Below are 20,335 nucleotides of genomic sequence, written 5' to 3'. Positions count from 1 at the left end.
CTTTCCGGTCGGTCCGTCACTTCGCGGTGTCAGCCCGTCAGGTGCCGCTCGATCCAGTCGGCGGCCGTGCGGCGGAAGAGGCGGCGGTTGTCCGCCCGACGGAACTCGTGGCCCTCCTGGCGCAGCAGCAGCAACTCGGCGTCCAGACCGCGTTCCCTGGCGGCCCTGACGAACTGCTCCGACTCCCCGACCGGCACGTTGGTGTCGTGCTCGCCGTGCACGGCGAGCACGGGGACCCGCAGCGCGTCGATGCGGCTCATCGGCGACAGCGCCCGCAGCAGCTCGCGGTCGCGCTCCGGGTGCCCGTACTTGTGGGCGGCCGACTCCGCGAGCCAGGGCTCGGTGCCGGCGAAGAAGGTGTTCAGGTCGGACATCCCGCACACCGCCACGCCGGTGCGGAAGAGTTCCGGATGCCGGACGAGGGAGGCCATCGTCAGATAGCCGCCGTACGAACGGCCCATCACCGCCAGGCGCCGCGGGTCGGCCCATCCCTCCACCACCACGTGGGCGGCACAGTCGGCGACGTCGTCGAGCGCGGCGAAACGGCCTTCGCCGAGGTCGGCGTCGACGAAGGAGCGCCCGTAGCCGGAGGAGCCACGGATGTCGGGGGCGAAGACGTCCACTCCCCGGCCGAGCAGCTCGTGGTAGAGCGGGTTGAGGACCGGCCGCTCCTGCTCCTCGGGGCCGCCGTGCAGATGCAGCACGCAGGGCGCCGGCTCCCCGGGGGAACGGCCCGCGGCCCGGTAGTACCAGCCGCCGAGTGGCAGTCCGTCCCGTGCGACGGGCCGCAGGGGAACCGGTCGCACGGGCGGCCGGCCGCCCGGGACGGCGTCCTCGTCACGCGCGGACCACGGCGTGCGCAGCGCCACGCCTTCGTGCAGCCACCACACCCCCGGTCGGCGCGGGGAACCCGAGAGCGCCACCACGGGACCGTAGGGGTCCAGGGTGGGCGCCACCCGGGTGACCACCTCGTGCGGCAGCGCGAAGGCGCGGGCCGGGCCGGCGGCGGGGAGTCGGGACAGGGCGGACAGGTCGCGCGGCTCGGAGGGTTTGGGGAGTCCGGGGAACACGCGCAGGCCGAGGGGCCCGGTGGCCGCGCGGAGGTCGGTGGCGCCGGGGAGCGTGGCGCCACCCGGGGCCGGTGGGATCCCGCCCGTGACCGGAGGGGGCCCACCCGGGAACGGTGGGATCCCGTCCGCGGCCGGAGGGCGTCCGCCCGTGGCGGGTGGGGTCCCACCCGCGGCCGGAGGGGGCCCACCCGTGGCCGGAGGGGGCCCACCCGTGGCCGGAGGGGGTCCGCCCGTGGCGGGTGGGGTCCCGTCCGCGGCCGGAGGGGGCCCACCCGCGGCCGGAGGAGGCCCACCCGTGGCCGGTGAGGTGCTCTCCCGGGCCGGTGTGGAGGGGTGCAGGGTGGTGACCTCCAGCTCGCTGACGCCCCGCACGTTCCACGCCAGCAGGGCGCTGCGCCCTGCCCGGTCCAGAGTCAGCAGTTCCAGGTCGCAGCCGGCGCGGGCCGCGACGACCCGACGGCCCCGCCACTGTCCTCGCGGACCGAGCCGCACCGCGACCAGCTCGGCGAACTCGCCTTCGGCGTCGCTGCGCAGCCACAGCGTGCAGCCGTCCGGTGAGAAGCCGCCGATCCACGGATCACCGTCGGCGACGCGCAGGGAACCGGTGACCGTACGGTCCCGCAGCCGTACCACGAGTGCCTCGCGGTGGCCGCGTGGTCCCCGCCGTACCAGGGCCAGCTCGCCGTCCTGGCTCAGCGCGCACACGCGCAGCGTCGGTGCCCCGGCCTCGCTCGCCAGCAGTACCGAGGCGGCGCCGCCGGCCGGGTCGACGAGGTAGGCGGCCAGGGTCCGCTGCCCCGGCTCCCCCGAGGGCGCGCCGTCGTGCGCGGGGCGCACGGCGCTCCCCCGCTCCTCGGGCGGGTGCGACGTGAGCGGTGTTCCGCCCATCAGGAACGCGCGGCCGCCGCGACCGGTCCAGTCACCGGTGTGGGCGGCCACCGGCGTGTCCGTCGTCGCGGTCGTCCCGTCGGTCTCGACGCGCGGCGGCCCCACGGGCGCCGGCTCGGTCACGGTCACCGCGACGGCCGAGCCGTCCGGGGCCCAGCAGCCGAGGTGGGCGGAGGCGCCGGGCTCGCCTCCGGCCAGCAGTCGGCGCATGGTGCCGTCGGGGCGCACGCACAGGACGCGGGTCAGTTCTCCGCCGCCGGGCGCGGTGGTGTAGGCGATCCACCGGCCGTCCGGCGACCAGGACACCTCGACGACCGGGTCCGGATCCGCGTCCAGCAGGCGCGCCTGCTCGCCGTCCACGGGAGCGACCCACAGTTGCGGTACGCCGGTACGGTCGCAGATGAAGGCGACCTCGCGTCCGTCGGGGTCCGCGGACGGATACCAGCAGCCGTGCGCGATCAGCGGCCGCGGCACATCGAGCGGCGCGGCGGTGTCCGGCAGCGGGACGGGCTCCGGCGCGGAACCGGCCTCCGTCCACATCGGGCTCCCGGGGGCCCGCGCCGGTTCCGGGCCCCCGGCGGATTCCGCCCTCGTCCGGCTCGCGGCGCCCTCCGCCGCCGGGCGCGCGGCGGCATCCGTGCCTGCCCGGCCCGGCGCTGCCCACCCCGGCCCCGGGCCCGCGGCCGCCTGCGTCGGTTCCGGGCCCCCGGCGGATTCCGCCCTCGTCCGGCTCGCGGCGCCCTCCGCCGCCGGGCGCGCGGCGGCACCGGTGTCTACCCGGCCCGGCGCTGCCCACCCCGGCTCCGGGCCCGCGGCCGCCTGCGCCGTCGCCCCGCTCGCGGCGGTCTCCGTCGTCGTCCGGTCCTCGGTGGCCCCCGTGGGCGCCGGGCCCGCGACGCCTTGCGGCATCGAGGGGTCCTCGGCCGACGCCGGCCGAGCGGGGGTGGGCGCCCGGGCGGCGCCGCCCGGTCCCGGCGGGCCGGTGGGCCGGCCCGGGGCGGACGCGCCGCCCGGGGCCGTCGGGCCTTCGGTGCCGGGAGCCGTCGGGGTCAGCGGATGCCGTGCGTCTGCAGCCATGTCTCCAGCAGCGCTACCTGCCACAGTGTGTTCGCTCCTCGCCGGGTGCGGTGGGCGTTGGGTGCCGCGAGCAGTTCGGCGACGCACTCCCGACGGAAGACGCCGCGCTCGACGGCCTCCGGGGCGTTGAGCGCCTCGCGGACCCGCTGCAGCACCGGGCCTGCCATGTGCTTGATCGCCGGGACCGGGAAGTACCCCTTGGGCCGGTCGACGACCTCCCGCGGCAGGACCTTGCGGCCCGCGGCCTTCAGCACTCCCTTGCCGCCGTCGGCGAGTTTCAGCTCGGGCGGACAGGCGGCGGCCAGCTCGACCAGCTCGTGGTCCAGGAAGGGCACCCGGGCCTCCAGGCCCCAGTCCATCGTCATGTTGTCCACGCGCTTGACGGGATCGTCGACCATCATCACGTGCGTGTCCAGCCGCAGATCGGCGTCCAGCGTCGTCTCGGCGCCCTCGGCCGCCATGTGGTGGCGCACGAACTCGGCCGAGGCGTCCCGGTCGGCGAGGAAAGCCGGTTCGAGGATGCGGGACAGCTCGGCGTGGGACCGGTCGAAGTAGGTGTCGATGTACCCTTCCGCGGCCCGCTGCCGGGGCACGCCCGCCATCTGCGGGTACCAGTGGTAGCCGGCGAACACCTCGTCCGCGCCCTGGCCGCTCTGGACGACCTTCACCTCCTTGGCCACCTGCTCGGACAGCAGGTGGAAGGCGACCGTGTCGTGACTCATCATGGGCTCGCTCATGGCGAGCACGGCCGACTCCAGTGCCCCCGACACCCGGTCGGAGGGGACCATCAGCTGGTGGTGGCGCGTGTCGAAGTGGCGCGACACGAGGTCAGAGTAGTGGAACTCGTCGCCTTCCTCGCCCCCTTCGGACTCGAAACCGACGCTGAAGGTCGCGAGGTCCTGCTGACCCTCCTCGGCCAGCAAGGCGACGATGAGGCTGGAGTCCAGACCGCCGGACAGCAGCACGCCCACGGGCACGTCGGCCACCATGCGGCGGCGCACCGCGGTGCGCAGGGCGTCGAGTACCGCGTCCGTCCAGTCGTCGGCGCTCAGACCGGCGTACTCCGGGCGGCGCGTGTAGGCGGGCTGCCAGTAGCGGTGGTCGTGCTCGGTTCCGTCCGGTTCGACGACGCGCACGGTGGCCGGAGGGAGCTTGCGCACACCGTTCAGGACGGTGTGGGGGGCGGCCACGGTCGCATGCCAGCTGAAGTACTGGTGCAGGGCCACCGGGTCGAGGGTGGTGTCGACGCCGCCGCCCGCGAGGAGGGCCGGCAGCGAGGAGGCGAACCGCAGCCGGTCGGCCGTCCGCGCCAGGTACAGCGGCTTGATGCCGAGCCGGTCCCGGGCCAGCACCACGCGTCCGCTGTCCAGCTCGACGATGGCGAAGGCGAACATGCCGTAGAAGTGCTCGACGCAGTCGGTGCCCCACTGCCGGTAGGCCTTGAGTACGACCTCGGTGTCGGAGTCGGAGAAGAACTCGTGACCGAGCGCCCGCAGTTCGTCCCGCAGCTCCCGGTAGTTGTAGACGCAGCCGTTGAAGACGCCGGCGATCCTCGCGCGGGGGTCCGTCATGGGCTGGGCGCCGCTCTCCGACAGGTCGATGATCTTCAGTCGCCGGTGGCCGAGGGCCACCTGTCCCTGGGACCACAGACCGCGCCCGTCGGGGCCGCGCGGCGCCAGCCGATCGGTCATCCGCTCCAACGCCGCCATGTCCGGCCGCTCGCCGTCGAACCGTATCTCTCCGCCGAGGCCACACATCAGAGGCTCCCCCCGCTCCGGGCCGAGGGCCGCGCGGTGCGGCCCACCGGGCTCACCTGCTCCGTGCGGCCCGTCATATCGGGATGGCTCGTGCGGTCCGGGGGTCCCGGAAGCGGGTGGTCGGCGATGGGGTGATCCTGCTTGCTGAGCATGGGAATGCGTCTCTCCTTGATCAGACGACGGTCGCCGGTCGGCCGGGCCGTGCGGTCGGGCCCCTGCGGAGGCCGTCGGCGTCGGGGGCGGGTCACGCGCTCGGTGTCCGGGCGATGGACCTGCCGCTGTGCGGACGGGCGTCGAGGGTGCCCAGGCGCGCGGTGGTGTGCCGCGGACGGGCCGGCAGGCGGGGCCTTCGCCGTTCGCCTCGGGTCTCGGCCACCATCAGGTCGACGCTGGCCAGGAGGTCCTCGGTCTGGGCGGCCCGGCGCAGCCGGTTCGCCGCGGTACCGGCGGCCAGCGCCTCCTTCAGGAGCCGGTGCACGATGTCCCAGTCGCCGGACGCCTCCAGCTGCGGGCGGAGCCTGGTCAGCATGGCGGTCAGCACGGCCGGGGCCGGTGCCGAGCAGCGCGTGAGGGGGTCGACCAGGTCGCCTTCCAGACCCGAGCGCGCGGCCCGCCAGGCGGCGGCCCGCAACCACTCGTGCCGGCCGTCGCACAGAGGTCCCTCGGCGCGTTCGAGGCGCTCGCATGCCTCGCGCACCAGGGCCCGGAAGAGGCCCGCGACGAGCACCACGGTCTCCACCCGGGGGCAGGCGTCGCAGATGCGCAGTTCCAGCGTGCGCTGGTGGGCGGAGGGCCGTACGTCGTGATAGATCATGCCGGCGTCACTGATGACGCCCGAGCGGATCAGTTCGACGAGGGTGCGGTCGTAGTCGGCGGCGTCCGGGTGGCAGCCGACCGGTCCCGCGGTCGGCCACCGCTGCCACAGCATGGTCCGCCAGCTCGCGTAGCCGGTGTCGGACCCGAGCCAGAACGGCGAGCTGGCCGAGAGGGCCAGCAGGGGCGGCAGCCAGGGTGAGACCAGGCACATCGCGCGGACGGCGGTGTCCCGGTCGGGCACGTCCACATGGATCTGAGCGCTGCAGATGAGCTGCTCGTCCGCGACCAGCCGGTAGTCGTCGGCCATGCGCCGGTAGCGGGGGTCGGCGGTGACGTCCCGGGCGCCGATGTCGGCGAGGGGGACCGTACCGGCGGCCACGACCGCGAGGCCGAGTGCGGCCGCCGCCGCGTCCAGTCGGCGCCGGGCCGAGGCGAGGTCGGTCCACAGCCCGTCGAGGGTGTCGTGCACACCGCTGTTGCTCTCCACCACCGACTGCTGCAGTTCTCCGGTGAAGCCAGGTCTGTCGAGACGACCGAGCACCTCGGCGGCGCGTGGCACGAGGTGCCCACTCTCCACATCGACCACATGGAACTCTTCTTCTGCCCCTAGACGCGCCGTCACGGTATCTCCCTGCGAGTAGTCCACAGCCGCCGGTGGCCCGGCCTGCCGGTCGGCGCGCGGGCGGTTGACGTGGTCAGAGTTCCCTGATCAGCCGTGGGCAAGCGTCGGAGTTACCAGCAAGTGACATCACCCGCTCATCTGAGCGACCGCGTGCCGGGACTCGCCGCGAGCAGGCGGCGCGTTACGGCCGATTCGGACACCCCGCAGGCCGTCGAGGGGCCGGCCGGATGCCGACTCAGGACCGCCCCTCGTCGTCCTCGGCCGTGCCCGGTTCCGCCATGGAGCGGTGCAGTGCGGCCTTGGCCCTGTCGGGGAGGACCTTGTTCGCCAGGCCCTGTGCCCTGGTCTTCAGGGAACCGGTCACCTTCTTCTGGCGGCCGTGTGTGATCGCCTCGAAGGCCTGCCGGGCGACGTCGGCGGGGTCGTCCTTCTCCATGGTGCCGATCCTGGTGTCCCCCATGTCCGCCCGGCGGAAGAAGTCGGTGTCCGTCGGGCCGGGCATGAAGGCGGTGACCGTGACGCCCGTGTCCTTCACCTCGTCGCGCAGCGCCTCGGCGAAGGACTGCACGAAGGACTTGGTGGCGTTGTAGACCGGCTGGAAGGACCCCGGCATGGTCGCCGCGATGGAGGACGTGAACGCCAGCCGGCCCGTGCCGCGGTCGAGCATGTCGTGCAGCAGCGGTTTGGCGAGCCGCACGGTGGAGGTCACGTTCAGGGCGATCACCGAAAGGTCGTCGGTGAGATCGGTGTCCGCGAAGGCTCCGTCCTGGCCGACCCCGGCGTTGAGCACGGCGACGTCGATGTCCAGGCCGATCGTGGCGGCGACCAGCCGGTCCACACCCGCCGGGTCCCTGAGGTCGGCGCGCACGGCCCGTACCTCGGCGCCGGTCTCGCGCAGCCGGTACGCCGCGTGGTCCAGGCGGTCGTCCTCGGCGTTGATCAGCAGATCGTAGCCATGCTCGGCGAACTGCTCGGCCAGTGCGTATCCGATTCCGCTGGAGGCCCCGGTCACCAGGGCGAGCGGCCTGTCGTCGTCCATGCGCGGTGTAACCACCCTCGCCGCCTCCAACCGTGCGGGCGCGGGGAGTCCACGCGGACGGGAGCCGGGGGTGCGGCCGACCGTCAGCGGGCCTCGTGAGCCTCGTGTGCCGGGCGCCGGTGCGGCCTGTCGGCCGTGGCCAGGGCCTCGGCCGCCCGGTGCCGGTTCTCCCGCAGGCGGCGCAGGTAGGAGCGCGCCATGGGCCCCGGCGGGACACCACGGGCGAAGGCCCGCATGTTGCGCTCCCCCGTGTTGTAGCCCAGGGCGAGGAGTTCGTCCCGGGCGTAGCGGCGCGAGTGCCGTCGCGGCAGTCGCCGGTCGAGGTCCGCCAGATACAGGGCCGCCGCGTGCACGGCGAACGCGGGGTCGTCGCGCAGGTCCTCCCAGCGGCCGGTGAGGCCGTGCGCCCGCCGCACCCGCTCGAAGGTCGCACGGTGCATGTTGGCGACGCCGAAGGACGCGCCGGGCTTCCACCACTGCCACAGCCGCTCCAGGAGCGGATGGTGCGGCTTGTAGGCCTCGTTGTGGAGGACGCCCATCAGCAGCAGCGGCGAGATCCCCGTGCGCTCGGCGCTGTGCACCACGTGGGCGGCGTAGTCGGCCGGGTCGTAGCCGCCCGGCCGCAGGGGCGGGGTCCGGACACCGTCGCTTCCCGCCGGCCGCCACCGCCGTTCCCCGGACGTCACGGTCGCTTCCTCGGTCATCGCTTGTCCCGCCTCCCTGCTCGTCGGCCACGCGGCGGCCTGCCGGGCTTCCGCCGTCGTGGGGTGCACGTGCCCGCGTGAGGAAGCCGCAATCCATCGTGCCGCGAGGACGACCGGGCCGACGGGTGGTGTGGCCGCAGTCGAGGAACAGCGTCCCGCCGTCGGCCCATCCAGGGGGGAAGCCGCGTGCCGCCCGTCCTGGCCGTCGCGCCCCCGTGTCAGCCGGTGGCGCCGCCCCGTACGTCGATGTCCCCCCGGCGGGCCTCGCCGTCGCTCAGCGCGGCCTCCGTGGCGACGGGCGGGTAGCCGGAGGCGACCACGGTGTAGTCGCCCGGGGCAGGTCCCGCAGTGTGGAGGTCCCGCAGGGTGTAGGTGCCGTCGGCGATCGCAACGGCTGAGGCCACCACCTTGCCCGCCGGGTCCAGTAGCGTGAGGCGGGCCTCGGCCACGGGCCGACCGGTCCGCTCGTGGCGCGCGGTCCCGTGGACACGGCCGACGCCGGGCAGCGTGACGTCGGAGACGACGGCTCGTGTCCCGCACGTGAGCTGTACGGCGCGGGGGGCGGTGGCCGTCGGCCGACACGACCAGGGTGTACGCGCCCGGCCGGGCCACCGCCAGCCGGTAGCCGCCGTCCTCGCCGGTCCTGGCCAGTGCGCCCGGCCGTGGCCGTCGACGAGGGTGAGCGTCGCGTGGGCTATGGGCCGACCGGCACCGTCGTCCACTCGCCCGCGCAGCGCCCCCGCACCCGCGAGATGATCCGGGTCGGCCTCAGCGCTCGCCGCCGGTTCGGTCGTACGGGGCGAAGCCTCAGGCTGGGTCCTGTCGGCCGCCGTCGGACCGGTCGGCGCCGGCTGCCGGGCCGCCGCGGTGTCCGGCTGCCTGGCCGGTGTCCCCCGTGGCCGGCGCCGTCGCGGCAGGGCGGCTGCGGACCAGCGAGGCGGCGGCCGCGGCCAGGGACATGGCGATGGCCAGCGAGAAGACCACGACCAGGCCGTCGTGGAACGGCTGCGAGATGAGGTGCGGGAAGTACTCGCGACCCGTGAGGTGCGCCGAGGCGGAGGGCGAGAGGTGCCCGAGGATGTCCGGGCCGAGGAGGTGCTGGATCGGGTTGTAGCCGAGGAAGGCCGCGAAGAGGACGCCGACGGGGGGAAGTCCGGCGACGGTGTGGGCCGCTCCCGCCGGGACGCCCTGGGCCGTCAGGCCGGTGGAGAGGGTGTGCGGGAGGGTGCCGGAGAGCCCCGCCACCATGAGCGAGAAGAACACGCCCATGGACAGCACCATTCCGGCGTTCTGGAACGTGGCACGCATGCCGGAGGCGGCGCCGCGGGCGTCGGCCGGGACGTTCGACATGATGATCGACGTGTTCGGCGCCGCGAACAGCCCGCCGCCCAGGCCGTTGAGGAAGATCAGGGCGGCGAACACCCAGTAGGAGAAGTCGCCGGGCAGGACGAGCAGTCCCGCGAAGGACACCGCCATCACGAGGAATCCGGAGGCGGCGAACAGTCGCGCGCCGAACCTGTCGGACAGCGCGCCGGAGACGGGCCCGGCGAGCAGGAAGCCGACGGTCAGCGGCAGCATGTAGATACCGGCCCACAGCGGGGTGTCGGCGTAGTCGTAGCCGTGCAGGGGCAGCCAGATGCCCTGGAGCCAGATGATGAGCATGAACTGCAGTCCGCCCCGGGCGATGGACCCCAGCAGAGTGGCCGCGTTGCCGCCGGCGAACTCCGCGTTGCGGAACAGGCGCAGCGGGAACATCGGCTCGGCGACCTTCATCTCCACCACGCAGAAGGCGGCGAGCATCACGACCCCGCCGATGAGTCCCGCCAGGACCCAGGGGTTGGTCCAGCCCATGGTGTGGCCGCCGTAGGGCTGGATGCCGTAGGTGATGCCCGCGAGCAGCGCGGTCAGCCCGATGGCGAAGGTGGTGTTTCCCCACCAGTCCATCCGGCCGGGCCTGCGGATCCCGGTCTCGTGCAGGGACTTGTACGCCCACACCGTGCCGATGAGGCCGATGGGCACGTTGACCCAGAAGATGGACCGCCAGTTCCAGGTGACGAGCGCCCCGCCGAGCACGAGGCCGAGGAAGGAGCCGGCGATGCCCGCCACCATGTTGACGCCCAGCGCCATCCCGCGCTGCCGGGCCGGGAACGCGTCGGTGAGGATGGCCGCGGAGTTGGCCATCAGCATCGAACCGCCGACGGCCTGCACGATGCGCCAGCCGATCAGCCACATCGCCCCGCTGCCGCCGTGGAAGGGGTCCAGCGAGAGGACGACCGAGGTGAGAGTGAAGATCAGGAAGCCGGCGTTGTAGATACGGACCCGGCCCATCATGTCGCCGAGCCGGCCCAGCGCGACGACCAGTACGGCGGTGACGAGCATGTAGCCCATCAGCATCCACAGCAGATAGCTGACGTTGGCGGGCTGGAGGGGGTCGAGGCGGATGCCGGTGAAGATGCCGGGGAGCGAGATCAGCACGATCGAGCTGTTGATGGTGGCCAGCAGCATGCCCACCGTGGTGTTGGTCAGCGCCACCCACTTGTAGCGGGGGTGGTCCGCGCCGATCCAGGCTCTTCGAGGGGGGCGGTCGGTGTCGGTGCCCGAGGGTATGCGGTCGGTCTGGTCGGCTGTCATCGCGGGCTCCCGGTGTCTGGCCGTTCGGTGGGCGCGGTCGTCCGGTTCGAGGGGTCCTCGGGGTCGGGGGCCGCCGACGCGTCGCCCGCGACCATCCGCTCCACGAGCGGGACGACGATCTCCATCGCCTCCCGCAGCGCTCGCCGGTCGTCGTCGGGCAAGGTGGCGACCAGTTCGGCCAGCCGGGCGTCCCGCGCCCGTCTGCGGGCGGCGAGCACGTCGCGGCCGGTGTCGGTGACGGCCACCAGGGTCGCCCGTCCGTCGGCCTCGTCGGCGACCCGTCGGACCAGGCCCTGCCGTTCCAGGCGCTGCACGAGCTGGGTCATGGACGGCTGGGCGACCCCCTCCGCCGCCGCCAGAGCCGTCAGCCGCACGGGGCCCTCGCGTTCGAGGCGGCCCAGGGTGGCGGCCGCCGTGAAGCTGAGGCTTCGACGGTCGGTGACGACCCTGATCACGGCGGCCGCCGTGTCCGCCAGCGCCCGTGCGGTCCGCCGCGCGTCCGCCGCGTCCGCGGCACCGAAAGTGTGATCCACACCTTTCAGTATCACGCGTCTACATAGGCACGCTATGAAAACGGGGTAAGAGTCGTTTCGGTCGGGCGGCCCCGCGTCCAGTCGCACGAGGCCGCCCTCCCAGCGCCGCCGGCGCTGCTCCGGGGAAAGGTCCTGGCGCGGGCTTCGCACGGTGCACGCGTGCGCGTGCCGTTCGCTCCGCCTCCGGGTCGCCCGCGGTCGTCGCCGAGCGCGCCGCGCGGCGGGCGGCCACGACGTGACGGCGCAGCCGGAGGCCTCCTCGGGAAGCGAGGGGTCGGTCGCCCGCCACCGCCGGCCGCGGACCACGATGACGTGTCCGTCCGGGGGTCGTCTCCTGAGGAGGCCGCGCGATCACACCCCCGCTTGCGGCCGCTCTCGCCGCGGCAACGGCGGCCGTCCCACCTCCCCCTCTGGGTCGCCCGCGGTCGTCGCCGAGCGCGCCGCGCGGCGGGTGGCCATGACGTGACGGCGCAGCCGGAGGTCTCCTCGGGAAGCGAGGGGGCAGCGGCGGCCGTCCCACCTCCGCACGCACCGGCGCCGCGGACATGGAGGTGCCGGACCTCGCGGCGGCGCGTCGCCCCGTACCGCGGGCCGCGCTTCGATCCCGGCGCCGACGCGGGCCGACGCGCTTGCGGGCCACCTCGGCGTCACATGGACACCTCGTCCGAACCGGCCGGCTCGGCGGCGAGCGAACCGGTCGCCGCTCACAGCCAGCCGAGGGCTCCGAACGCGGCGAGGGCGAGCGCGTCGACGCCGAGGATCGTGGCCACCGTGACGGCCTTGGTGCGGACCTTGGGCATGTCGTGCACCACGAAGGCGGCCACGAAGAACGGGGCGTAGCCGATGAGGAGGACAAGGAGCGGGAACCGGGCATTCCACCAGTCCCAGTCCCAGGTGAGCACGCCGGCCTTGTTCAGCAGCAGCTCGACGCCCACGGCGGCCGCGGAGTCCACCGCGACCAGTACCGGACGGTTCGGCATGCCGAGGATGCGGACGTCGCGCGGGGGCAGCAGCTTCGCCGCGACGATGCCCATGACGGCGAACATGAAGCAGATCTCGATGTTCAGGCCGATGAGGATCTGGTAGGCCGTGCTTCCCCGGGCGCCCCACACCGGTGCGCGTCCGCTGAAGTGGAAGACCAGCGCGTTCCCTATCTCGTTGAACCAGTCCATGCCCCACAGGGCGAGTCCGGCGAAGAACACGTTCCAGTCCCGGCGTTGCGCCTCGGTGGCGTACGCGTACAGCACCAGCAGGAGCAGCGGGATGACGTACCACTTGAACTGACCGGCGTCGCGCAGGTGTTCCAGCGCCGCCCGGGCGTCCTCGGTCATCGTCTCGCTCTCCTCAGGCCTTGAGCGCGCGACCGGCCGCGGCCAGCGCGAGGCGGCGTGGCGCGAGCTGTGCCGCTCGTGCCGACAGACGGTTGCCGAGCCCGGCGACGACGCTCGGCGGGGTACGGCGGCCTTCCAGGGCGCGGCGGGTCGCCGTGACCACGTCGGCGGGCGTGGCGACGTTCCCGACCATCGCCTCGCGGGTGCCGACGACGTCGAAGAACTCGGTGTCGACCGGCCCCGGGGAGACGGCCAGCACCCGCAGGCCCGAGCCGCGGGTCTCGTAGGCGAGGGCCTCGGTCAGGCTGAGAACGAAGGCCTTGGTGGCGCCGTAGACGGCCATGGCGGGAGTCGGCTGGTACGCGGCCGTGCTCGCCACCGTCACCAGGGCGCCGCGTCCCTCGGCGGTCAGTTGCGGCAGAAACGCGCGCGTGACGTCGGCGACGGCGCCGACGTTGAGCTGGATCATGCGCGAGATCTCCGCCGGATCCTGCTCCAGGAAGGCCCCGTGACTGCCGAAACCGGCGTTGTTGATCAGCGTCTGGACGACGGTACCGCGGGCGTCGAGCGCCTCGCGCAGGGCCGCGCCGGCCCCTGGGGCGGCGAGGTCCGCGGCGAGCGGGGTCGCGGCGACGCCGTACTTCTTCCGCAGATCCTCGGCCAGGGTCTCCAGCCGGTCCAGGCGGCGGGCGACCAGGACGACGTCGGCGCCGCGCTCGGCCCACTGGCGGGCGAACTCGGCGCCCAGGCCGGAGCTGGCGCCGGTGATCAGGGCGCAGGTCCCCTGGTAAGAGAGAGTGGGCATGGCTGCGCTCCGCTTCGGCTGGTCCGGGGTGCGATGACGCCGCCAATGTAGGCAACTGACATCATTGTAGTCAACCGACAACATCGAGGGAGTTCCACTGTGGCCGAAGGCTCCTACCACCACGGCAACCTGCGGGCCGCCCTGCTCGAACGGGCGGAGACCGTGCTGGCCGAGAGCGGAGTCGCCGGACTCTCCCTGCGCGGACTGGCCCGCGACCTGGGCGTCAGCCATGCCGCCCCGGCCCGCCACTTCCGGGACCGCCAGGCCGTGCTCGACGCGCTGGTGGTCAGCGGCTTCACCGATCTCAACCGGCGCATGCGGGCGGCGGCGGAGGGCCCTGGCCCCGTGCAGCGGCGGATGGCGGACGTGGGGCGGGCCTACGTCGGCTTCGCGATCGAGAGGGCCGCGCTGCTGGGGCTGATGTTCACCGCGAAGCACGAGGAGGGCTCGGGGGAGGAACTGCGGCAACTGGCCCATACGAGCCTGGAGATCGCCGCCCGTCTGCTCGCCGAGGCCCAACGGGGCGGTGCGGTTCGCCCCGGTGATCCGACCCGGCTGGCACAGGTCGCCTTCTCCACCGTGCACGGCCTCGCGGCGCTCGCGGTGGGCGGCCTGCTGGACGACACCCCGGTCGACGACGCCACCGACCTCGCCCTGGAGGTCCTGCTGGCGGGACTGCGCGCACCCCGGTGAGCACGACAGGCGGGCCGGGGCACACCCGGTGGCCCGCACCGGACTCTCAGGTCACCCCGTGGCCTCCAACCGCTCGTCTCCCGTGAGGCGGTTGACGCGGTACGTCTGCGGGACGCACAGGTTGAGTGCGGCGGCGGCGCCGATCAGCCCCGCGCACGCCCACAACACACCCTGGTCGTCCCACGCGCGGGTGGCGAGGGCGGTGACGAGGTAGCCGAGCGGGATGGCCAGCCGCTCCCCCACCCCGTTGAACGCGCTCATGCGGCCCTGCTCCGCCGGGGGCACGTGCTGCTGGAAGGCCGTGGTCCAGGCGACGATCGCCACGTCGAGCCCGATCCCCGCCAGCAGGGCCGCCGGCAGCACCAGGGACAGCGGCCGGTCCCAGGCCAGGGCGGCCAGCGGGAGCGCGAGGGCACCGCTCGCCGCGATCGCGACGGTGAGCAGTCGGTACGGCCGCCAGCGCAGGCACACGAGGGTTCCGGCCAGCAGTCCGGAGGCGAAGGCCGCCTGGACGAGGCCCCAGTCACGCGCCCCGGCGTAGTGGCGTGCGGCGACGAGCGGGCCCAGGAGCTGGAAGCCCGCCAGCCAGGCGGCGACGAGAACGGTCCCGGCGGCGGTGTAGGTCCACAGCCAGGTGCGCGACCAGAAGCCCGTCCAGCCCGCCCGCAGATCGGCCAGCACACCGGCGGTGGCGCCAACGGGGGCGCCCAGCCGCAGGCCGAGGAGCAGGACGGCCGCGACGGCGAACGTGCACGCGTCCCAGGCCAGTGCCCAGGCCGCGCCGCTCGCGGCGACGACGATCCCGCCGACGGCCGGGCCCAGCACCCTGACCGCGTTGCCCGGCAGTCGGAGCAGCGCGTTGGCCTGTTGCAGGTGCTCGGCGGGAACGATCTGCGCGACGGCGCCCTGTGCGGCGGGCACGGTGAACGACGCGGCGGTCCCCGAGGCGAAGCCGCACGCCGCGATCGACGCCGTGGTGGCGTGCCCGGTGGCCACGGTGACCGCAAGGGTGCCCTGCGCGCCCGCCGCCAGCAGATTGCCGAGGAAGAGCAGCCGGCTGCGGGAGACGCGGTCCGCGAAGAGACCGCCGGCGATGAGGAACACGATCGTCGGGACGGTGCTCGTGGTGAGCACCAGGCCGAGCGATCCCGCTCCTCCGCCCTGCTCGATGACCGAGTAGGCGAGAGCGAGCGGGGCCATCGCCGAGCCGGTGGCGGAGATCAGACTGGCCGACACGAACCGCCGGAAGGCCGCGACGCGTAACGGCGTCCTGGGGGTCGTCGACGTCTCGGCGGCGGTCCTCATGATCTCCCCTGTGCTCGGCGCACCGAGCACGGTAGTACACCTGTGCGATGTGCCGGACACGGACGCCGGGAGCCGGCCGCCGAGAGTCAGGGCACTCGGTGCACGGCGCTCGGCAGTCGGCGCACGGTGCCGCATCCGGTGACCGGCCGGCCCGTGGTCGCGGTCGTGCGCGTTCCTGGTCGCGGACGCGGGTGGGGCGGCGTGCCGGTCATGCGGGTCGGCCCTCGCGGGATGTCCGGTCGACCCGGCCGAGCAGGACGATCGTGGCGAGCAGCAGGCCGAGGAAGCCGGAGAACCACAGCGTCGCCGTCGCCTGGGTGGTCAGCTGTGCCGCGACGCCGAGTCCGAGGGACGTGACGACGAGGCCCGTATAGGCGGCCAGGAAGAAGGTCGCGAGGGCTTCCGCGCGTACCTCCTCGGGCGCGGCCCGCGCGACCAGGGCCACGGCGGCCTTGAAGAGGGTTCCCGCACCGAGCCCGGCGACGGCGCCGCCGACGAGGAAGAGGGCCGGGTTCCCCGAGACCATTCCCACGGCCACGGCGGCGCAGCCGGAGGCCTCCGCTGCGACACCGATCGCCTCTCTGGCGGCGGGCCGCAGGGGGGCGGAGAGGAGCTGGCCGAGGACCGCGGCGGCGAAGACGCCGAAGACCATGGCGCCCGCGACGGCCGGCGAGTTCTGGTGCAGGGCGGTGGCGAGGAAGGCGGGCGCCAGGGAGGTGAAGAGCCCGAAGATGGCCAGGCCCGCGCAGGCGCACGCGACCGCCCGGCCGAAGAGTACGGCCCCGCCGTGCGCCCGGATCCGCTGCACCCGGTAGGGCTTGGGGCGGGTCGGGTGGGCGACTGTCTCCGGCACGGCGGTTACGGCGGCGGCAGCGGCGGCGAGCAGGACGGCGAAGACCGCGTACGGCGTGCGGACGGGGGCGGGGACGTAGGCCGCGAGGAGTCCGGCGACGAGCGGTCCCACACCGAGGCCGCCGATGTTCGCGGCGGTGGACACGGCCTCGAAGCGGCCCGGCCCCTCCCCCGGTCGCGCCCGTGCGTCCAGGTCCTGGAGGTAGGCGGTGGCCGTGGGCGTGGCCGCGCCCACGCCGAGCCCGGTGACGAACCGCGCCGGGAGCAGTCCGGCGAGGTCGGGCCAGAGGAGGAAACCGAGGGCGGCGGCCAGTTCGCCGAGAAGCGCCGCGATCAGGACCGGGCGTCGGCCCATACGGTCGGAGAGGTGGCCGGTGAACACCAGGCCCACCGCCACCCCCACCGCGTACACGGCGAAGACGACCGTCACGGTGAACGCGCCGAAGCCGTCGCGTTTCTCGTACAGCGGGTAGAGCGGGGTCGGCACGGTGGAGAACGCGATGGCCACGGCGAAGACCGCCGCGACGACCCGGAAGCCGACGGCGTTTCCCACCCCGGCGCCGGCCGGACGACCCGAACGCGCCGGAGCACCACGCCTGAACCGCGTCGACACCCTCATACGAACCACTATGACCGCTGACCGCCGGCGGGCGAGGAACCGCTTCAGCGCTGGAGCGCGCGCCACCGGGCCCACCGCGTGCTCGGCGAGGGGCGAGCCACCGGGCGGCTGCCGGACACCGGCACCGCCCACAGGCGAGCCGACCGCGCACGGCAACGCCACCCCCTCGGCCGCGGCCGGGCCCCGGCGCGGCTGAACGGCGTTGAGGCGTCAGCCCATCAGCGCCACGTCGTCGCTGCCGTCCGGCGGGCGGCGGGCGGCGGCCCGGTAGCCGGGCGCAGACCTCCGGCGTCGATGCCAGACATAGCGTATGCACCCCCGGGCGCGACCGGTACCCCTCGAACCGCTGGGCTGCTGCCTGCCTGGTCAGAAGCGTGCCCGCGCGTCCCGTGGCCAGCCTGGACGGTGCCGGGCCGCCTGCGGGCCGCACAACGGCTTATGCGGGGCCATCATCGGCAGGGGCCGCCCCGCGATGAACGCAAGTAGTGCCGTGCACCCTTTAGCCAGGCCGTACACATAAGTGGAAAATCTTGCTCCTATCCAGCCCAAGCACGGGTGACGGGGGCGGATCATGCCGAACCGGGGGGAGCCCGCCATTACGGCGGTAGCCCGCGAACTCCAAACGCTCCTCGGGCACGGGATCACAGACGCCAAGGCGGCCACCAAGCTGGTTCATCTGCGCGCCGCCCTCGGCTTAACGGACGCCCCACCCGCCCAGGCTCGCCAGCTCATCCGACAGCACCTGCGCCAGCGCATCCGCCCTCCTGGCCGGTGACTATGAAGTGCTTGACCCGCCCGTCACCCGCTCCGCCACGGCACTCCGTTCGTCCCCGGGCCAGACGATGAAGTGCTCTGCTTCGAGTTCGACCTGAGTAGCCCGCTCGGTGAGCCGAAAGATGCGCAACTGGCGCACAAGCTAGCTACGGCATTAGACCAGGCTGTCCGGGACGCAAGGGTGGGTGAGTGTGGCGGCTTCTACTACGGCAACAGCGAGTGCACAGTGTTCCTGTACGGCGCGAACCTGGAAGCCATGCTGGAGGCCATTGAGCCTTCTCTACAGTCGTTCCCGCGTGAGCTCAGGATGAGGATGCCGGAGGCGTAGCCGGGGCTCGTACTGCCCATCATCGGCCTGTGTCATCGCGCCGCCGGCGCGGGGCATCGTCAGCCCGCGGACGAGGGGAAAATCGCTGTCTGATACCAGTCATCGCTGGTATTATCTGGACATGACAGACCTAATGGATGAAGTAGCCCAACACTACCTTGGCTCAGGCGACTTCAACGGATACTTCTTTCATGAGGAGCCGGAAGACGTCCGGCGTGAGGCTATTCGCCTGCTCGATGATGGACTCATCGAGGTCGTCGGCGAGGCCGACTACCCGAACCCCCACATCCGCCCGTGGCCAACCAGGCGCCCAATTGAAGCGCAGAGGACTGACATCCAAGAGTCGGCCAGTGAGCACGGTGCAATCTGCCTTTATCCAACCGCTAAGGCATTGGCTGGCCGCCTAGAGCCCCAGCTGCATCATGATGAGCCGTACCGGCGTCGGCTGGCCGAGGGGCGCGGCACGCTGGAGTTGGCTTACTTCCGGTTCGATGTACTGGAGAGCTACCGCAACGACCCCCGCTTCCACTTCGACTTTGACGACTTCGGAGTGAGGATCTCGGTCTCAGATGAGGTCTACCTGGATGAAGATGAGGACCCGGACGACAAGACGTCGATCTACCATGTTGGCTTTGCCTACAACGGGACGACCATCAAGCGCGACAGCAGCGAGCCCATCACCCGCCATATCTGCGCCTTCTTGGGCGACCTGTCCAAGCTGACGCCCGCCCATCAGCAGCGGTGGCGAACCTATGAGGTCACGGCGAAGCCGGAGGTTCAGCCTCACCCTGTGTGGATGGCTGCCCAGATGGGGCACTGGCCTGATGGCCTCGGCCCGTTCGCCCGGTTCTTCTTCGAGCTGGAGGCTTGGAACAAGCTTCACACTCAGGCGTTCGGGGTGCCGCTACTGAAGACAGTAGACAGACCACGTGAGTTCGGCTGGGTGCTTCGTCCCTCCCAGCATGAGTACGACTCGTTCATCCACCAGCTGGACAAGCTGTTGTCCGAGAACCTGCAACACAAAGCCTTCGATGCGGCTGACGTGCCACGGAAGGACGAGAACGACCAGGCCATTGGCAGCTTGAATCGGCTAGACCGCCTCCTTGCCAAGCACAACATCCCGGAAGACGCGCGCCGGGGCGTGCTGAAGCCCTTGCGCGACGTTCGTACCGCACGACAGAAGCCTGCACACACCGTGCGCTCGAACCTCACCAACAAGAACTTCATCCGCGACCAGGCGGAGCTCATGGCAGTCGTCGTCGAGAGTCTGATGTTGCTCCGTTCGTTCTGGCAGAACCATCCGAAAAACGCCGGATGGGAAGAGCCAGACTACGTGGGCGAGGGTCGCTACTACTGGCTCTAATGACGACCACCAGCTGGCGCTTGGACTGCGCATCACCGGCCTGTGCCGTCGAAGCGCCGACGTCCGTTGGATGACGCGTCATCACGACCCTCTTGGATCAGGGGTTGTCGTACCTACTGATCAGCGACCGCCTGCGCGGTACCGTGATAGGTCGGTGACAGTGCGTATAGAGGAGGGGGTCGGTGCAGCAGGATGGTGCCCGCAACAAGAAGATCAATCCCAGTGCGTACAACGCCTTGGCCTATGCGCTCTGGCGGGTCATCTGGAACAAGGACGACTTTGAGCGCTACGTGCGCGGCATGTTGCAGGACCACAGCGAGCTCATGGCCCGCCTCGACTTCGGCCGGACCAAGCGCGAGACGGCCGGGGAGTTGGTGAACCTTCTCCGAGCCAATGAGGCGCGCTACCTCGATGTGACCGTGGCGCTCATGCTCGACATTGCGGGCATGGACCGGTTCCCGAACCTCGAACGACAGGTCGATGGTGCCGAGAAGGTGGCACTGGCTGAGACCGCCGTGGCCGAGCTGCGGCGCTGGACCGGCAAGCAGCAAGAGATCATCAAAGAGCATGAGGAGCACGCGGCCACCATCGCCGAAAGCGCCAAGCAGGCCCAGGTCATCCGGGCGTTCACCGAGGCCCACGAGGACCTGAAGCAGCGCTTCTTCGTGATGCACCAGGCCACGGACAAGCACCAGCGTGGACGGGACTTCGAAGGCTTCATCGACGAGCTGTTCGCCCTGTACGACCTGGACCCGCGGGCGTCGTACAGCCTGGAGCATGAGCAGATCGATGGTGCCTTCTCCTTCGACACCGACCACTACGTCCTGGAGGCCAAGTGGTGGAAGGAGGCCATCGGGCGGCCGTTGCTCGACATCTTCAAGACCAACATTGAGCGCAAGGGCAAGAACACCCTGGGCCTCTACGTCAGCATGAGCGGCTTCACCTCAGACGCCCTGGACATGTACGCCTACAGCACGCCCTTCATCACCATGGATGGCCTCGACTTCATGGCCGTACTGGAGCAGCGCATCCGCCTGGACGAGCTTCTGCGCCGGAAGAAGCGCCACGCGAGCGAGACCGGGCACTGCTCGTTGCCGGTCGCCAAAATCCTCTCCGCCGCAGATTGAC

At 72.4% G+C, this 20,335-nt stretch carries 15 protein-coding genes; 3 read left to right on the top strand and 12 right to left on the bottom strand.

Annotated elements, in window-relative coordinates; genetic code table 11:
- Positions 1 to 29: 29 nt before the first annotated feature.
- From ACIBA9_RS21430 to ACIBA9_RS21385, 10 genes are all read right to left on the bottom strand, one after another.
- A complete protein-coding gene (locus ACIBA9_RS21430) occupies positions 30 to 2,498 on the bottom strand; it encodes a S9 family peptidase (protein WP_399365134.1) in 2,469 nt (822 codons plus the stop codon).
- A gap of 509 nt (positions 2,499 to 3,007) precedes the next feature.
- A complete protein-coding gene (locus tag ACIBA9_RS21425; protein WP_399365132.1) occupies positions 3,008 to 4,792 on the bottom strand; it encodes an N-acetylglutaminylglutamine amidotransferase in 1,785 nt (594 codons plus the stop codon).
- Between the two features lie 244 nt (positions 4,793 to 5,036).
- Positions 5,037 to 6,230: a YbdK family carboxylate-amine ligase gene (locus ACIBA9_RS21420; RefSeq protein ID WP_399365130.1), complete on the bottom strand. Its 1,194-nt coding sequence runs from the start codon at positions 6,228 to 6,230 to the stop codon at positions 5,037 to 5,039.
- 235 nt (positions 6,231 to 6,465) lie between these two features.
- Positions 6,466 to 7,269 carry an SDR family NAD(P)-dependent oxidoreductase gene (locus ACIBA9_RS21415; protein WP_399365128.1) on the bottom strand — a complete coding sequence of 268 codons (804 nt, stop codon included), beginning with the start codon at positions 7,267 to 7,269 and terminating at the stop codon, positions 6,466 to 6,468.
- 83 nt (positions 7,270 to 7,352) lie between these two features.
- On the bottom strand, positions 7,353 to 7,973 hold the full coding sequence (locus tag ACIBA9_RS21410; protein ID WP_399365126.1) for a lytic transglycosylase domain-containing protein: 621 nt from the start codon (positions 7,971 to 7,973) through the stop codon (positions 7,353 to 7,355).
- Positions 7,974 to 8,191: 218 nt separating this feature from the next.
- Positions 8,192 to 8,422: a hypothetical protein gene (locus ACIBA9_RS21405; protein ID WP_399365124.1), complete on the bottom strand. Its 231-nt coding sequence runs from the start codon at positions 8,420 to 8,422 to the stop codon at positions 8,192 to 8,194.
- Between the two features lie 358 nt (positions 8,423 to 8,780).
- The gene (locus ACIBA9_RS21400) at positions 8,781 to 10,478 is read right to left on the bottom strand and encodes an MFS transporter (protein ID WP_399365575.1); all 1,698 of its coding nucleotides are present in this window, start codon (positions 10,476 to 10,478) and stop codon (positions 8,781 to 8,783) included.
- Between the two features lie 122 nt (positions 10,479 to 10,600).
- Positions 10,601 to 11,137 carry a MarR family winged helix-turn-helix transcriptional regulator gene (locus ACIBA9_RS21395; protein WP_399365122.1) on the bottom strand — a complete coding sequence of 179 codons (537 nt, stop codon included), beginning with the start codon at positions 11,135 to 11,137 and terminating at the stop codon, positions 10,601 to 10,603.
- A gap of 704 nt (positions 11,138 to 11,841) precedes the next feature.
- Positions 11,842 to 12,468 carry a hypothetical protein gene (locus ACIBA9_RS21390; protein WP_399365120.1) on the bottom strand — a complete coding sequence of 209 codons (627 nt, stop codon included), beginning with the start codon at positions 12,466 to 12,468 and terminating at the stop codon, positions 11,842 to 11,844.
- Between the two features lie 13 nt (positions 12,469 to 12,481).
- A complete protein-coding gene (locus ACIBA9_RS21385) occupies positions 12,482 to 13,273 on the bottom strand; it encodes an SDR family NAD(P)-dependent oxidoreductase (RefSeq protein ID WP_399365118.1) in 792 nt (263 codons plus the stop codon).
- A 99-nt stretch (positions 13,274 to 13,372) separates the two neighbouring features.
- Between ACIBA9_RS21385 and ACIBA9_RS21380 the strand changes: the two genes are divergently transcribed.
- On the top strand, positions 13,373 to 13,966 hold the full coding sequence (locus ACIBA9_RS21380) for a TetR/AcrR family transcriptional regulator (protein WP_399365116.1): 594 nt from the start codon (positions 13,373 to 13,375) through the stop codon (positions 13,964 to 13,966).
- Positions 13,967 to 14,017: 51 nt separating this feature from the next.
- Here ACIBA9_RS21380 and ACIBA9_RS21375 read toward each other — a convergent pair whose 3' ends face one another.
- Both ACIBA9_RS21375 and ACIBA9_RS21370 read right to left on the bottom strand, forming a co-directional pair.
- Entirely contained in the window at positions 14,018 to 15,271 is a 1,254-nt protein-coding gene (locus ACIBA9_RS21375) for an MFS transporter (protein ID WP_399365114.1), read from the bottom strand.
- Between the two features lie 208 nt (positions 15,272 to 15,479).
- Positions 15,480 to 16,742 (bottom strand): MFS transporter, encoded by a 1,263-nt coding sequence (locus ACIBA9_RS21370; RefSeq protein WP_399365112.1) that lies wholly within the window; start codon positions 16,740 to 16,742, stop codon positions 15,480 to 15,482.
- Between the two features lie 1,223 nt (positions 16,743 to 17,965).
- Here ACIBA9_RS21370 and ACIBA9_RS21365 point away from each other — a divergent pair.
- Positions 17,966 to 19,207 (top strand): hypothetical protein, encoded by a 1,242-nt coding sequence (locus ACIBA9_RS21365; protein WP_399365110.1) that lies wholly within the window; start codon positions 17,966 to 17,968, stop codon positions 19,205 to 19,207.
- Positions 19,208 to 19,389: 182 nt separating this feature from the next.
- On the top strand, positions 19,390 to 20,334 hold the full coding sequence (locus tag ACIBA9_RS21360; RefSeq protein WP_399365108.1) for a restriction endonuclease: 945 nt from the start codon (positions 19,390 to 19,392) through the stop codon (positions 20,332 to 20,334).
- Position 20,335: the final 1 nt, after the last annotated feature.

It is taken from the genome of Streptomyces sp. NPDC051452 (assembly GCF_044454765.1).
In the GTDB taxonomy this organism is placed as follows: Bacteria; Actinomycetota; Actinomycetes; order Streptomycetales; family Streptomycetaceae; genus Streptomyces.
The sequence above is the reverse complement of the archived record's forward strand: the minus strand, read 5'-3'. Positions and strand labels throughout refer to the sequence as shown.